Source organism: Halomonas sp. TG39a (assembly GCF_000744395.1).
Taxonomy (GTDB): Bacteria; Pseudomonadota; Gammaproteobacteria; order Pseudomonadales; family Halomonadaceae; genus Vreelandella; species Vreelandella ventosae_B.
Genome location: NZ_JQLV01000002.1, coordinates 872,505 through 887,264 on the forward strand (window position 1 = coordinate 872,505; position 14,760 = coordinate 887,264).

The window sequence follows — 14,760 nt, forward strand, 5'->3', positions numbered from 1 at the left end:
AGCACACGCCGCCACCGACGACACCGGATACCTCAATGAAAGATACGATAGTTTCACTGCTCGAAGGCGCAGTTACCGCGCTCAAGCACCAAGGCGTGCTGCCCAACGACCTTCAGCCCAGCATCAAAGTCGACCCTACCAAAGATAAAGCCCACGGCGATTACGCCACTAATCTGGCGCTAATGCTGGCCAAACCGGCCGGCAAAAACCCGCGTGAATTAGCCAACGCGCTGGTTGAAGCGCTTCCCGAAAGCGATGCTATCCAAAAAACCGAGATTGCGGGCCCCGGCTTTATCAACTTTTTCGCCGCCGCCGACGCCGCCGCGCAAATTGTTGCCCAAGTACTCGACTGTGGCGACACCTTTGGCCGCAGCATGGTCGGCAAAGGCGAGAAGGTTCAGGTCGAGTTCGTTTCCGCTAACCCCACCGGCCCGCTTCACGTGGGGCACGGTCGAGGCGCGGCCATTGGCGACTGCCTATGCCGCCTGCTCGAAGCCACCGGTTTTGATGTCACCCGCGAGTTCTACTACAACGACGCTGGCGCCCAGATCGCCAACTTGGCCCGCTCAGTACAAGCGCGGGTCAAAGGCCTGGGCCCTGACGATGAAAGCTGGCCCGAAGACGGCTATCGCGGCGAGTATATCGTCGATGTAGCCAACGATTACCTGGCAGGCAAAACAGTCAGTGCCGATGACCGCGAAGTCACCGCCAAAACCGACCCTGACGATTTAGAGGCGATTCAAGAGTTCGCCGTAGCGTGGCTGCGCCGCGAGCAGGATCTGGACCTCAAAGCCTTTGGCGTCGAGTTTGACGTCTATTTCCTGGAGTCATCGCTCTACGAAGATGGCAAGGTGGACGCCACCGTTGAAAAGCTGGTGAACGCGGGCCACACCTATGAAGACGATGGCGCCATGTGGCTACGCACCACCGACTTCGGTGATGATAAAGACCGTGTGATGCGCAAACGCGAGGGTGGCTACACCTACTTCCTGCCCGATGTAGCCTACCACCTGGACAAGTGGCAGCGCGGTTTCAAAACCGTGATTAACGAGCAGGGCGCCGACCACCACTCCACCGTTACCCGTGTACGCGCCGGTTTGCAGGCGCTGGAAGTGGGCATTCCCAAAGGCTGGCCCGACTATGTGCTCCACCAGATGGTCATGGTCACCCGCTCCGGCGTTGAGGTAAAACTCTCCAAGCGCGCCGGTAGCTACGTCACCGTGCGCGACTTGATCGACGAAGTAGGCCGCGATGCCACGCGCTTCTTCCTCGCCGCTCGCCGCGCAGACTCACAGCTCACCTTTGATATCGACCTGGCCCGCTCGCAGTCCAACGACAACCCGGTTTACTACATCCAGTACGCCCATGCCCGGGTATGCAGCATGCTGCGCAAAGCCCAGGATGCCGACCAGCCATTTGATCACGCCTTGGCACTGGCCAACCTGGCGCTACTTGATAGCGACCAGGAGAAAGCCGTCCTAAACCGTTTAGCGCGTTTCCCTGAAGTCGTTGAAACGGCTGCCAAAAATCGTGAACCCCAGCAGGTTGCCCAGTATCTGCTCGATCTTTCCGGCGATTTCCACACCTGCTACAACGCCGTCAAAGTAATGGTCGAGGACGACACCCTACGCAATACCCGCCTGGCGCTGGGCCTTGCCACCCGTCAAGTGCTGCGCAACGGGCTTGATTTAATGGGGGTTAGCGCCCCAGAGGAGATGTAAGCAATGGCTAGCCCGCGTAAAAAGCCCGCCGCCCGCCGCGGCGCCACCTCGCAGCGCAAGTCCTCCCGCAGCTCAGGCGGGGGCTTTCGCCTACCCGGTTGGCTGTGGGGCCTTGCCGGTATGGCAGCTGGCTTCTTTTTGGCGCAGCACCAGCACGGCACCGCCCCCTGGCAAGAGCAGCCGAGTGAAACGCCCCAGGCCACGGTGATGCCCAAGCCCTCAGGTAGCGAAGAGCGCGCTGCCGCTCGGGAAACCGAGGAGGCCGCCGAACCGTCAATGCCGACGTTTGAGTTTTACACCCTGCTGCCAGAAACCGAGGTCATTGCGCCAGGCGTTTCGCTGCCTTCCAGCGTTGTGCGCCCGGAAGCTCCCGAACAGGCAGCCGATAGCGCCGCGGCTTCTGGCGCCGCGGGCGACGACCCCATCGCCCAGGTGATTGCCGCCAACACCCGGCCTGAAGATCAGGTCTCGGCAGCCCAGGAGAATGAAGCGGCCACCAACACCCCAGGGCGCTATATGCTTCAGGCCGCCTCATTTCGTGAGGCCAGCGACGCCGAACAGCTGCGTGGCCGACTGCGCAATTTAAGCCTGCTGGCGGAAATCAGCGAAGTACAGGCGGACGGCAATACCTGGCACCGTGTCCAAGTGGGGCCTTACGAAGACACCCGGGAGCTGAACCGTGCCCAGGATTTAATGAATACCCAAGGAATCGAGCCACTGCTTATCCAACTGCAAAACTAATAATCCCCTCCTGAATACCTGCGGGCGGTTGATTTTTTATCAGCCGCCCGCATTTTGTTGTGAATCGCTTTTTTTACGGCCGCCTGCAGCGGCCGATCAGTCATCGGGAGCGCGCCTCCCCCCAAGGAGTTATCTCCATGACCACCATTGTCTCTGTCCGTCGTGGTAATCAGGTCGCCCTCGCTGGCGACGGCCAAGTATCGCTGGGCAATACCGTAATGAAGGGTAACGCCAGCAAAGTACGCCGCCTCTACCGCGGCAAGGTACTGGCCGGGTTTGCGGGTGGCACGGCGGATGCGTTCACCCTGTTTGAGCGCTTTGAAGCGCAGCTGGAAAAGTACCAGGGCCATTTGACCAAGGCCGCTGTTGAGCTTGCCAAAGATTGGCGCACCGACCGGGCGCTGCGCCGTTTGGAAGCGTTGCTGGCCGTCGCCGACCATAGCGCTTCGCTGATCATTACCGGCAACGGTGACGTCGTCGAACCCGAGCGCGGCATTATTGCCATTGGCTCTGGGGGCAACTTCGCCCAGGCCAGCGCCCGAGCGCTACTGGAAAACACCGAGCTGTCGGCGCGTGAAATTACCGAGAAGTCGCTTTCGATCGCTGGTGATATCTGTGTATTCACCAACCACCACGTGACCCTCGAAGAGCTGTCGATTGACGGTCGCTAATTAGTCCACGCGACCACCCAACGCTGCTTAATGCACATTTAAGGTTACCGATATGACTCAGATGACACCCCGCGAAATTGTTCACGCTCTAGACCAGTACATTATTGGCCAGCAGGATGCCAAACGCGCCGTTGCGATCGCCCTGCGTAACCGCTGGCGCCGTATGCAGCTTGATGACGACCTGCGACCTGAAGTCACGCCCAAAAACATTTTGATGATTGGCCCCACCGGTGTGGGTAAAACCGAGATTGCCCGCCGTTTGGCCAAGCTGGCCAAAGCGCCGTTTATTAAAGTTGAAGCGACCAAGTTTACCGAAGTTGGCTACGTAGGCCGGGACGTTGAGTCGATTATTCGCGACTTAATGGAAGCCGCGATCAAGATGGTGCGCGAACAGGCCAAGGAAGAAGTCAGCCACCGCGCTGCCGATGCTGCAGAAGACCGCGTACTCGATGCCCTTCTGCCGCCGCCGCGGGGTCAGGAAGATAAGCCCCGTGAAGACAGCGGCACCCGCCAGACCTTCCGCAAGAAGCTGCGCGAAGGGCAGTTGGACGATAAAGAGATCGATATCGAAATCGCCTCCCAGGGCCAGGGCATCGACATCATGACCCCGCCGGGCATGGAAGAGATGACCAGCCAGCTGCAGAGCATGTTCTCTAACATGGGCCAGCAGAAGCGCGAAAACCGCCGCGTCACGGTAAAAGAGGCGCTGGTACTGCTGCGTGATGAAGAAGCGGGCAAGCTGGTCAACGAGGAAGAGATCAAGGCCCGTGCAGTCTATTCGGTGGAACAACACGGTATCGTGTTCCTGGATGAGATCGATAAAGTCGCCAAGGGCAGCGGCCAATCCAGCGGTGGCGAAGTCTCCCGCGAGGGTGTTCAGCGCGACCTGCTGCCACTGATTGAGGGCTCGACCGTCTCAACCAAGTACGGCATGGTTAAGACCGATCATATTCTGTTTATCGCCTCGGGTGCCTTCCACCTGTCGCGCCCGTCGGATCTGATACCCGAGCTGCAGGGCCGCCTGCCGATCCGCGTTGAGCTTGACGCGCTAACGCCTAACGACTTTAAGCGCATTCTCACCGAGCCCTCCGCTTCGCTGACCAAGCAGTACCAGGCGCTGCTGGCCACCGAAGGGCTCGACGTTGAGTTTACCCCCGACGGTATTGAGCGTATTGCGCAGATCTCCTGGCAGGTCAATGAAGGCACGGAAAATATCGGCGCCCGCCGCCTGCATACGGTGATGGAGCGGCTGTTGGAAGAAGCCTCGTTCCGAGGCGGCGATATGGAGAGCCCGCTGGTAATTGACGGCGACTATGTCAATGCGCAGCTTGGCGAACTGGCGGTCGACGAAGACCTGTCGCGGTATATTCTATAAGCTGCGCGCCTGCCGTTATTATCAGCACTAGTACAGTCAGCAACAGCAAGCCCGCTTTTCGCGGGCTTGCTGCTATGTTCATAAGCCATGGACACTTAGCGATGAGGTCTGATCATGAATGCCCCTACCCCTACTCGGGTTCACTACCATAAGCAGAACCGAGAACTGGAGCTTGGCTACGCCAGTGGGGAGAGTTTTTACCTCCCGGTCGAGTTTTTACGCGTCTATTCGCCTTCCGCCGAAGTACGCGGTCACGGCGGCGATACGGCGGTACTGCAAGTGGGTAAAAAAGATGTCGGCCTACAGAATATTACCCAGGCGGGCAACTACGCATTGAAGCTGCACTTTGACGATGGTCATGATAGCGGTCTGTTTAGCTGGAACTACCTGTATGACCTCGCTACCCATCAAGAGGCCTACTGGAACAACTACTTGCAGCGCTTAAAAGAGGCCGGCGCCTCGCGAGAGCCCGCCAGTATTCAATTCAAGCAACTGTGACTACCTGACTCAGGCCTATACAAGAAGCCAGGCAGACAAGCCAGGGTGGACAAGGCTACAATGGCATTAACTTTTAATCGCGTCGGCCTTAAGGTCAAAAGGACTTACGGTCGAATTGCCACCGCCTCGAATTCGGGAGCTACTGCCCAATGAGCCCCACAGAAAAACGCACCACTGACTTTGGTTTTCAGGAAGTTCCTGTTGATGAAAAAGCCTCGCGAGTGGCTGATGTTTTCCACTCCGTGGCTGCCCGCTACGATGTCATGAACGACCTGATGTCCATGGGCATCCACCGGATATGGAAGCGTCTTACCATTGAGCGAGCAGGCGTGCGCCCCGGTCACCACGTGCTGGATATCGCTGGCGGCACGGGCGATTTGACGCTTAAGTTTTCCCGCTTGGTTGGCCCCCGGGGCAAAGTGGTACTTGCCGACATCAACGCCTCAATGCTCAAAGTTGGCCGCGACAAGCTGATGGATAACGGCGTGGGCGGCAACGTCGAGTATGTTCAAGCCAATGCCGAAAGCCTGCCGTTCCCCGACAACAGCTTTGACTGCATCACCATTGCCTTTGGCCTGCGTAACGTCACCGATAAAGACGCTGCGCTGCGCTCCATGGCCCGGGTGCTTAAGCCGGGTGGTCGCCTGTTGGTACTTGAGTTTTCCAAGCCCAACAATCCGCTGCTCTCCAAAGCTTACGATGAGTACTCTTTCCGCCTGCTGCCCAAAATGGGCGAGCTGGTAGCTGGGGACGGCGACAGCTACCGCTACTTGGCGGAGTCGATTCGTATGCACCCGGATCAGGAAACGCTCAAAGCCATGATGGAAGAGGCAGGGCTTGAGCGGGTTGAGTACACCAACCTGACCGGCGGTATCGTTGCACTGCACCGCGGCATTAAGCTATGAGGTTTCAGACGCTATCCACCAAGAGGTCAGCATGCTGGTAACCCCGACCCTGCTGCTGGCCGGTTGTGAACGCACGCTCAACGCCCTCCTCGCCCGTGACCCTGCGGCCCCTGCACGGCTAGCGGCATTGGCGGGCAGCCGTCTACTGGTGCGCCTCGAACAGCCTCACTTAGCGCTGGTCATTCACTACCATTACGCCGGGCTCGACCTGATGCGCGGCGATGACGTTGATGAAACCGACGTAGACGCAGTGGTCGAGCTCACCCCGGAAACGTTCTCCGAGTGGATCAGCGGCGCTTCGATTGAACGCCTTATGTTTGACGGCAAGCTGGCGGTGCGCGGGCGTATCCATCTGCTTGAAGCCACTCGCGACCTGCTCTTCGACCTGGACATCGACTGGGAGAGCGAGCTGGCCCACTGGCTGGGCGATATGCCCGCCCACTCGCTGGCCGAAGGCCTGCGCCGCGCTGCCCGATGGGGGCTGCGCGCCAAAGACGAGCTGATGCAGGATGTGTCTGAATATGTCTTTGAAGAGGCACGCCTGCTGCCCGGGCCGCAGCAACGTAGCCTGCTCCGCGACCACCTGACTGAGTTAGAGGTGGCGACCGATCGCCTGGAAGCGCGCCTAAACCGCTTACAGCGACGACTAGAAAAGCTTCAGCCTGCGCCACAGGAGACGCGCCCATGAGCCTGCGCCTGCTACGGATAAGCTGGGTGATCAGCCGCCACCGACTGGACACGCTGCTGCCGTTAGAGCGGCTGCCCTGGTGGCTCCGGGCACTGCTGTGGTTTTCTCCGCTACGCTTGATCCCCGTTGGCAAGCGCTCCCGGGGCGAACGTCTGCGCCTGTCCCTGGAAGCACTGGGGCCGATTTTTATTAAATTCGGCCAAATGCTCTCGACTCGTCGCGACCTGCTGCCGGCCGATATCGCCGATGAGCTGAAACGACTGCAGGATCAGGTGCCGCCATTCCCTGGAGAACAAGCTGCCGCCCGCGTTGAGAAAGCCCTGGAAATGTCGCTGGAAGAGGCCTTTGCGGAGTTTGACCGAGTGCCATTAGCCTCGGCGTCGATTGCCCAGGTGCACGCGGCAAGGCTGCACGGCGGTGAAGACGTGGTGGTGAAAATTATTCGCCCCGGCATTGATCGCGTGATGCGTCAGGATATGGCGCTGATGTATCAAGTCGCCAAATTATGCTCCAAAATCCCCGAGGCGCGTCGCCTGCGCCCGGTGGAAGTTATTCGCGACTACGAAGCTACATTATTTGACGAGCTGGATCTTTATAAAGAAGCCGCCAACACCTCGCAGCTCAAACGTAACTTCAAAGACTCACCGCTGCTGTTTGTCCCCACCATCTACTGGCCCTTCACTCGCCGTCACGTGATGGTGCAAGAGCGCATTCGCGGTATTCCAGTCGCCGATTTAGATACCCTGATTGCCCGGGGCACCAACCTGAAAAAGCTCGCCGAGCGCGGCGTCGAGCTGTTCTTTACCCAGGTATTCCGTGACAACTTCTTCCACGCGGATATGCACCCAGGCAATATCTTCGTAAACTGTGACAACCCCGAAGACCCCCAGTATATTGCCATCGACTGCGGCATCGTCGGCAGCCTGACCCGGGAAGACCAGGACTACTTGGCGCGCAACCTACTGGCGTTTTTCCACCAGGACTATTACGAAGTCGCTGCGCTGCACATTGAGTCAGGCTGGGTGGGTGAAAATACCCGCGCCAATGAATTCGCAGCGGCGATTCGCACCGTTTGTGAACCGATTTTAGAGAAGCCGTTGAAAGATATCTCCTTCGGCCAGGTGCTATTGGGGCTGTTTCAAACCGCACGACGCTTTAATATGGAAGTGCAGCCGCAGCTAGTCTTGTTGCAGAAAACGCTGCTCAATATTGAAGGCCTGGGGCGCCAACTCTATCCGGATTTAGACCTGTGGAGCACCGCCAAGCCCTACTTAGAGCAGTGGATGAAAGAGCGTGCAGGGGTCAGCGGTTTATGGGAGTCGCTAAAGCGTCAGGCGCCGGAGCTTTCCCACCAGTTGCCCGAACTCCCCGTTTTGGCTCACCAGGCGCTCAGCCGGATGGAGCACGAACATCGCCAGCGCCACCAGCAGGTCGATTCGATCAACGCCATGCGCGTGCAGATGGCGCGCCAGGGCAAGCGCCTTTATCGCCTAAGGCTTGGTTTGATTCTACTGGCGGTGGCCCTGGCCTGGCAGCCATTAAGCGGTTGGATTGCGCTCCAGGAGTGGCCGATACTGGCAGCTGCCGCCATCGGGCTACTGCTGTTGGTGTGGCAATAAGCCATCGCTGAACACCCAACTAAACAACAATCTTAACAACGGTCTGAACAACAAAAGAGCGACGCACTAAACGTTTACAAGGATTCCCATGGACAGCAATGCATCATCGCCTAATGGTTTGTCGACCAATACTTTTTCGACAAACAGTGCCAATGTACTAGATACTCTCAATGAGGTATTAAAGCAGCGGCGCCATGCAGCGGCGGAAGATTCTTATGTTGCCTCCTTGCATCATAAGGGCTTGAACAAGATACTCGAAAAGGTGGGCGAAGAAGCGACCGAAACAGTGCTGGCGGCAAAAGACGCCGAGCAAGGTGGAGAGGCTGAACGCCAGGCGTTGATTTCTGAAACCGCGGACCTGTGGTTTCATAGTCTGGTGATGCTTTCGCACCTGGGGATGGATCATCAAGCTGTTTTAGACGAACTGGCACGGCGCGTTGGCATTTCCGGACACGAGGAAAAGGCTTCCCGCCAGCCATAGCGGTCACTACTGTCGCATAGTGGTAACGCACGTAATGTAATACTGCTCTTAGCAATTAAGGCTCGTCGAAACTGGGCTAGTGTTAAAAAGATCGTTAACCATCCATGAGGAAACGCATATGTTAGGTGGTATTAGTATTTGGCAGTTGCTGATTGTGCTGGGCATTATCATCCTGGTTTTCGGCACCAAAAAACTGCGTAACGTGGGCACCGACCTGGGCGGTGCGGTCAAGGGCTTCAAGAAAGCCATCAACGACGAAGAGAAAAATAAAGAGTCTGATAAAGAGGAGGCCGACCAGCCCCATGCCAAAGTGAGCCATGAAGAGCCAGGCAACACTTATGACGTTCAGGCCGAAGAGAAAAAAGCGGCTGAAAACCGCTCTTCGGATGTCCATAACGAAGAGCGCAAATAAACCATGCTGGATATCGGCTTTCTTGAACTGATGCTGATTGGTGTCGTCGGGCTGTTGGTACTGGGTCCCGAGCGCCTGCCCCGCGCTGCTCGAACGGCGGGCATGTGGATTGGCAAAATCAAGCGCACGGTATCCGGTATGCAGCGTGAAATCAGCGCCCAGCTGGAAGCAGAAGAGCTACGTCAAAAGCTTAACGAGCAGCAACAGAAGCTCGATGACAGCTTGAAGAAAGCCAAGCTGGACGTAGAGAGTATTGCCGATGCCCCCGCGGGTGCTGACGCCATGCCTTCTGATACGCCGTCGACCCAGGCAGCGCAGAGCGACACGGAGCAGCGGGTTGCCAAGGCCAGCGCTCGACTGGATGACGCCCTGCAAACGGTGCGTGAAGAAACGCCTCCGCCCTCTTCAACGCCCGCCCCGGCAGCGCCCGCCCGCGAAGCAGAACCTGAAACGGCTAAACCTGAATCGGCTGCACCCAATACGGCTGAATCTGAAAAGGATCGTAATCACCAATGAGTATGTCTGGCGATTCAAAGGAGCCGCGGGAAGAACAGAGCCAAGCCCCACTGATTGAGCACCTGATCGAGTTACGCTCGCGGCTAATGCGTGCCGTGATCGTGATTTTGGTGGTCTTTTTGGGCCTCTACTCCTTTGCCAATGATATCTATACCTTTGTTGCCGAGCCGTTAATGGCGCTTCTGCCTGAAGGCTCGCAGATGATCGCTACGGAAGTCGCGTCGCCGTTCTTGGCGCCGTTCAAACTCACCCTGGTGGTGGCGGTGTTTATCGCTATTCCCTTCGTACTGCACCAAGCCTGGGCGTTTATCGCCCCGGGGCTTTACGACAATGAAAAAGCGCTGGCGATTCCGATTCTGGTTTCAAGCATTGCGCTGTTCTACGGCGGCGCGGCATTTGCCTATTACGTGGTGTTTCCACTGCTATTCGAGTTTTTCACCCAAACCGGGCCGGAAAATGTCGCTGTCATGACCGACATTAACCAGTATCTGAACTTCGTTCTTAAGCTGTTTTTTGCCTTTGGCGTGGCGTTTGAAATCCCCATTGCGACCTTCTTACTTATTCTTTCTGGCGCTACCACGGTAGAGAGCCTGTCTAAAAAGCGCCCTTATATTCTGCTAGGCTGCTTCGTGGTGGGTATGCTACTCACCCCGCCAGACGTGATTTCTCAGAGCCTGCTGGCGATTCCGATGTACCTGCTTTATGAAGTTGGGCTGCTGTTTGGCCGTCTGGTGCGTAAGCGCAAACAGGAACAAGAGGCTGCTGAAGATCAAGAGGCCGATGTATAGCGCAGACAATTGACTGATAAGTCATTAAAAAAGCCGCCGCCATCAATGATGGCGGCGGCTTTTAAATGGCTTGCACTTATTTACTCAGTGGTTAAATCCATCATTTCATTGATGCGGTCTACCAGCTTAAAAATGCCCGTTGCAGCTTCGCTGATTCGCGTTGCCAACATATAGGCTGGCGTAGTCACCACGCGGTGTTCAATATCCACTACGATATCTTCTACCCCACAGCTCCGGTGAAGCCCGCCCATGGCGCTAATTGCCCCGGAAACCGCTGGGTCATTGCCCACCGTTACCGCAATGCCGTCATCAAACAGGCGGGGCACAATGACGGGCGCAATACACATCAAACCAATCGGCTTGTTTTCTTGTCGAAAGCCTATCAGCGCCTCTTTTAGTGCCTCTAACACCTGCATATCGTCACCGGCGCTGGCAAAGTCCGACAGGTTCTTGGCGATGCCAAAACCACCGGGGACAATGACAGCATCAAAATCGTCCGCCACTAATTCGTTCAATGGACTAATGTCGCCCCGTGCCAAGCGGGCAGACTCCAGCAGCACGTTACGCTGCTCGCCCTCAACGACTTCTTGGGTGAGGTGGTTAACCACATGGTGCTGCTCAATATCCGGGGCAAAACAGCGGTAATCAATCCCCAACTGATCCAGGCGCAGCAGCGTCAGCGTGGTCTCATAGATTTCCGAACCATCGTAAACGCCGCAGCCGGCTAAAATCACTGCCACCTGTTTGGTCATGCCTATCTCCTTATCCCAGGGTCTGCCGAAGGCAATACAGCAAAGCAATCGCTCACTTTAGACACTCTGTCGTGTTGTCACAAGGCGGCTTTCGCCGCAAGGCATGGCTGATATACTCCCTCCAGGCCTTCAGGCATGTTTATTTACGATCCTTAATGTTCACGTTACCTGATCTTTACTACTTCTAATGGAGAGACACCTTGAGTACACCCACTGCCCGCCATTTTCCCGCCACGCGTATGCGCCGTATGCGCCGCGATGATTTTTCACGCCGGTTGATGCAGGAGAACAGCCTAACCCCATCCGACCTGATTCTGCCGGTGTTTGTACTAGAGGGGGAAAATCAGCGCGAAACCATCGCCTCCATGCCCGGCGTTGAGCGGCTCTCGATCGACCTGTTAATCGAGCAAGCCCGCGAGGCGTATGCACTGGGCATCCCGGCGCTGGCACTGTTTCCTGTGGTCGGCCCCGAGCATAAAAGTGAGCTTGCCGAAGAGGCCTATAGCGCTAGCGGCTTAGTTCAACGCAGCGTGCGTGCCCTTAAAGAAGCTCTGCCCGACTTAGGCATTATCACCGACGTGGCCCTTGACCCTTATACCAGCCACGGCCAGGACGGTATCCTTGATGAGCACGGCTACGTACAGAATGACCGCACGGTGGACACGCTGCTCAAACAGGCGCTTTCCCATGCCGAAGCCGGTGCCGACGTCGTGGCCCCTTCCGATATGATGGATGGGCGGATCTGCGCGATTCGTCAGGTATTAGAGCAAGAGCACCTGCACAACGTGCGTATTATGGCCTACAGCGCCAAATACGCATCGCACTACTACGGGCCTTTTCGCGATGCGGTCGGTTCAGCTGCCAACTTAGGCAAAGCGGACAAGCGCACCTATCAAATGGACCCCGCCAATAGCGATGAAGCGCTCCACGAAGTGGCCATGGATATCGCCGAAGGCGCCGATATGGTGATGGTCAAACCCGGCATGCCCTACTTGGATATCGTGCGGCGGGTAAAAAGCGAACTGCAGGTGCCCACCTTCGCTTACCAAGTCAGTGGCGAGTACGCCATGCACCGCGCCGCTTTCGATAACGGCTGGTTGGAAGCGGAGACGGTGATACTGGAGTCGTTGATGTGCTTCAAGCGAGCAGGCGCGGATGGCATTCTGACTTACTTTGCCCTCGATGCCGCGCGTTTACTTCAGCAACGCTAAGATGACAACCAGGTGACACCTGTTTGTCATCTTCTCCCCGCATACTGCACTGATATACCAGTATCAGGCTATGATACCTTCGAGCTATCAACGCGGGGAGATCCACCATGGACGAGCAAGCATCAGATTCATTACCACTATCGTCTACTGATCACACCAGCAGCGATGGCGATATGCCGCTACGGATTAACCGTACTCCAACCGGCGTTCAGGCGCGTGAAGCGCAGCCTGAAACCGACCTGGACGACACCCAGCTCTACTTTAACCGCGAGCTATCGCATCTCCAGTTTAATATCCGGGTGTTGGAGCAAGCCTTAGACGACGCTCACCCGCTGCTCAACCGGCTGATGTTTCTACTGATTTTCTCCTCCAATATGGATGAGTTCTTCGAGATCCGAGTGGCGGGCTTGAAGCATCAGATTGCCCTGGGCGACGACACCACCGCCGCCGATGGTCGGTTGCCCAAGGCGGTGTTGGCGGAGATCGCGCAGCTTGCTCACGCGCAAATCGATCGCCAGTACCAGATACTCAACGACACCTTACTGCCCGCGCTGGAAACCCACGGGCTACGCTTTCGGCGCCGCGATCAGTGGACCGATGAGCAGAAGGCCTGGGTTAAGGCGTTCTTCGATAATGAAATCATGCCGGTTATCAGCCCAATCGGGCTTGACCCCTCGCACCCCTTTCCGCGCCTGGTCAATAAAAGCCTTAACTTTATTGTTGAGCTAGAGGGTAAGGATGCCTTTGGCCGCGCCGGTGGTATGGCGATTCTACCCGCGCCGCGTTCGCTGCCGCGTCTCATGGCACTGCCTAAAGAGCTATGCGAAGAGGGCTTTTCCGAGTACGTCTTTCTGTCGTCGATGATTCATGCCCATGCCGAGGAGCTGTTTCCTGGCATGAGCGTGCGTGGCTGCTACCAATTCCGGCTGACCCGCAACGCGGATATGAGCGTTGACCCAGAGGAGGTCTCGGATCTCGCCTCGGCGCTGCGCGGTGAGCTACTGGCGCGCCGCTACGGCAGCGGCGTGCGCCTGGAAGTCGCCGACAGCTGCCCGGATGACTTAATCAACTTTTTGCTGCGCCAGTTTGAGCTTGAGAGCGACGACCTGTATCGCGTCAAGGGGCCGGTCAACCTAACCCGCATGATGTCGGTGCTAGGCGATGTGGACCGTCCCGAACTGCTCTACCGGCCGTTCACCCCAAGCATTCCCAAAGCGCTTAAGGCGGGTAGCCTGTTTGACGCTATTGCCAAGAACGACATTTTGCTCCATCACCCCTTCCAGTCGTTTACGCCGATTGAAGACCTGCTGCGCGAAGCTGCCCGTGACCCCCATGTACTGGCGGTGAAGCAGACCCTTTACCGTACGGGTGCCGACTCGGCTATTGTTAATGCCCTGGTAGAAGCGGCCAGCCAGGGGAAAGAAGTCACCGTGGTCATTGAGCTGCGCGCACGCTTTGATGAAGCCGATAACCTACAGTTGGCTTCTCGCCTGCAAGAAGCCGGAGCGATCGTTGTTTACGGTATTATGGCCTACAAAACCCACGCCAAAATGCTGCACATTGTGCGCCGCGAGAAAGGGGAACTGTGCTACTACGCCCATCTGGGCACCGGCAACTACCACTCTAAAACCGCCAAACTTTATACCGACTACAGCCTGCTGACCGCCAATAAAGCGCTGTGTGCCGATGTGCATAAAGTTTTTCAGCAGCTATCGGGGATGGGCCGGGCGCGCAAAATCGACACGCTATTGCACGCGCCGTTCACGCTACATGAGCGGCTAGTGGCAATGATTGAGCGCGAGGCGCAGATAGCGCGCAAGGGTAAGCGCGGGCATATCATTATTAAGTGCAACTCGTTAACCGAGCCCAAGCTTATCAAAGCACTCTACCGAGCCTCCCAGGCGGGGGTCGAGTGCGACTTAATTATTCGTGGCATGTGCTGTTTGAAACCGGGGGTACCTGGCGTTTCTGACAACATTCGCGTGCGCTCGATTATTGGCCGGCTGCTGGAGCATACCCGGGTATTCCATTTCCACAATGACGGCAAGTCGGAGACCTGGTGTTCTAGCGCGGACTTTATGTCGCGTAATATGTTCCATCGTGTAGAGACCTGCTTTCCGCTGCTGGATAAGAAGCTCGCCACTCGGGTGCGTAAGGATCTCGAAACTTACCTGGTGGATAACTGCCAGAGTTGGCTGCTGCAAACAGACGGCAGCTATCAGCTACAAGACCCAGGTGAAGCCGATGCGATCAGCGCCCAGGAAACGCTGCTCTACGCCTATGCTTCGAAAAGCTAGGCACTGATAAGCAAGGCATCGAAAAGTTAGCGCTCATACTCAACCCGCTGCTTAATGCAGCGGGTTTGATTCTGGCCTGCGAAAA

At 57.0% G+C, this 14,760-nt stretch carries 15 protein-coding genes; 14 read left to right on the forward strand and 1 reads right to left on the reverse strand.

What is annotated here, in order from left to right; genetic code table 11:
• Nucleotides 1-35: 35 nt before the first annotated feature.
• From argS to tatC, 12 genes are all read left to right on the forward strand, one after another.
• On the forward strand, nt 36-1,721 hold the full coding sequence (gene argS / locus U738_RS22150; RefSeq protein ID WP_035585506.1) for an arginine--tRNA ligase: 1,686 nt from the start codon (nt 36-38) through the stop codon (nt 1,719-1,721).
• Between the two features lie 3 nt (nt 1,722-1,724).
• Entirely contained in the window at nt 1,725-2,462 is a 738-nt protein-coding gene (locus U738_RS22155) for an SPOR domain-containing protein (protein ID WP_035585508.1), read from the forward strand.
• Between the two features lie 137 nt (nt 2,463-2,599).
• On the forward strand, nt 2,600-3,133 hold the full coding sequence (hslV, locus tag U738_RS22160) for an ATP-dependent protease subunit HslV (protein ID WP_035585510.1): 534 nt from the start codon (nt 2,600-2,602) through the stop codon (nt 3,131-3,133).
• A 52-nt stretch (nt 3,134-3,185) separates the two neighbouring features.
• Nucleotides 3,186-4,508, forward strand: coding sequence for an ATP-dependent protease ATPase subunit HslU (hslU, locus tag U738_RS22165; protein WP_035585512.1), 1,323 nt, complete (start codon nt 3,186-3,188; stop codon nt 4,506-4,508).
• A 114-nt stretch (nt 4,509-4,622) separates the two neighbouring features.
• On the forward strand, nt 4,623-5,006 hold the full coding sequence (locus U738_RS22170) for a gamma-butyrobetaine hydroxylase-like domain-containing protein (RefSeq protein ID WP_035585514.1): 384 nt from the start codon (nt 4,623-4,625) through the stop codon (nt 5,004-5,006).
• Between the two features lie 149 nt (nt 5,007-5,155).
• Nucleotides 5,156-5,911, forward strand: coding sequence for a bifunctional demethylmenaquinone methyltransferase/2-methoxy-6-polyprenyl-1,4-benzoquinol methylase UbiE (ubiE, locus tag U738_RS22175; protein ID WP_035585516.1), 756 nt, complete (start codon nt 5,156-5,158; stop codon nt 5,909-5,911).
• 31 nt (nt 5,912-5,942) lie between these two features.
• Complete coding sequence (locus tag U738_RS22180; RefSeq protein WP_035585518.1) at nt 5,943-6,599, forward strand: ubiquinone biosynthesis accessory factor UbiJ; 657 nt, start codon at nt 5,943-5,945, stop codon at nt 6,597-6,599.
• Entirely contained in the window at nt 6,596-8,218 is a 1,623-nt protein-coding gene (ubiB, locus tag U738_RS22185) for a ubiquinone biosynthesis regulatory protein kinase UbiB (protein WP_035585520.1), read from the forward strand. The genes U738_RS22180 and ubiB overlap by 4 nt, the downstream gene beginning before the upstream one ends.
• An 88-nt stretch (nt 8,219-8,306) precedes the next feature.
• Nucleotides 8,307-8,699 carry a phosphoribosyl-ATP diphosphatase gene (locus tag U738_RS22190; protein ID WP_050713138.1) on the forward strand — a complete coding sequence of 131 codons (393 nt, stop codon included), beginning with the start codon at nt 8,307-8,309 and terminating at the stop codon, nt 8,697-8,699.
• Nucleotides 8,700-8,817: 118 nt separating this feature from the next.
• Nucleotides 8,818-9,111, forward strand: coding sequence for a Sec-independent protein translocase subunit TatA (tatA, locus tag U738_RS22195; protein ID WP_035585522.1), 294 nt, complete (start codon nt 8,818-8,820; stop codon nt 9,109-9,111).
• 3 nt (nt 9,112-9,114) lie between these two features.
• Nucleotides 9,115-9,627, forward strand: a complete 513-nt coding sequence (gene tatB / locus U738_RS22200) for a Sec-independent protein translocase protein TatB (protein WP_035585525.1) — start codon at nt 9,115-9,117, stop codon at nt 9,625-9,627.
• Complete coding sequence (gene tatC / locus U738_RS22205; RefSeq protein WP_035585528.1) at nt 9,624-10,415, forward strand: twin-arginine translocase subunit TatC; 792 nt, start codon at nt 9,624-9,626, stop codon at nt 10,413-10,415. Before tatB ends, tatC begins: the two co-directional genes overlap by 4 nt.
• An 80-nt stretch (nt 10,416-10,495) precedes the next feature.
• Here tatC and elbB read toward each other — a convergent pair whose 3' ends face one another.
• Nucleotides 10,496-11,167, reverse strand: a complete 672-nt coding sequence (gene elbB / locus U738_RS22210) for an isoprenoid biosynthesis glyoxalase ElbB (protein WP_035585530.1) — start codon at nt 11,165-11,167, stop codon at nt 10,496-10,498.
• Between the two features lie 200 nt (nt 11,168-11,367).
• On the opposite strand from elbB, the gene hemB reads away from it, so the two are divergent.
• Both hemB and ppk1 read left to right on the forward strand, forming a co-directional pair.
• Nucleotides 11,368-12,378, forward strand: a complete 1,011-nt coding sequence (hemB, locus tag U738_RS22215; protein ID WP_035585532.1) for a porphobilinogen synthase — start codon at nt 11,368-11,370, stop codon at nt 12,376-12,378.
• A 107-nt stretch (nt 12,379-12,485) separates the two neighbouring features.
• The gene (ppk1, locus tag U738_RS22220; RefSeq protein ID WP_035585534.1) at nt 12,486-14,675 is read left to right on the forward strand and encodes a polyphosphate kinase 1; all 2,190 of its coding nucleotides are present in this window, start codon (nt 12,486-12,488) and stop codon (nt 14,673-14,675) included.
• Nucleotides 14,676-14,760 lie beyond the last annotated feature (85 nt).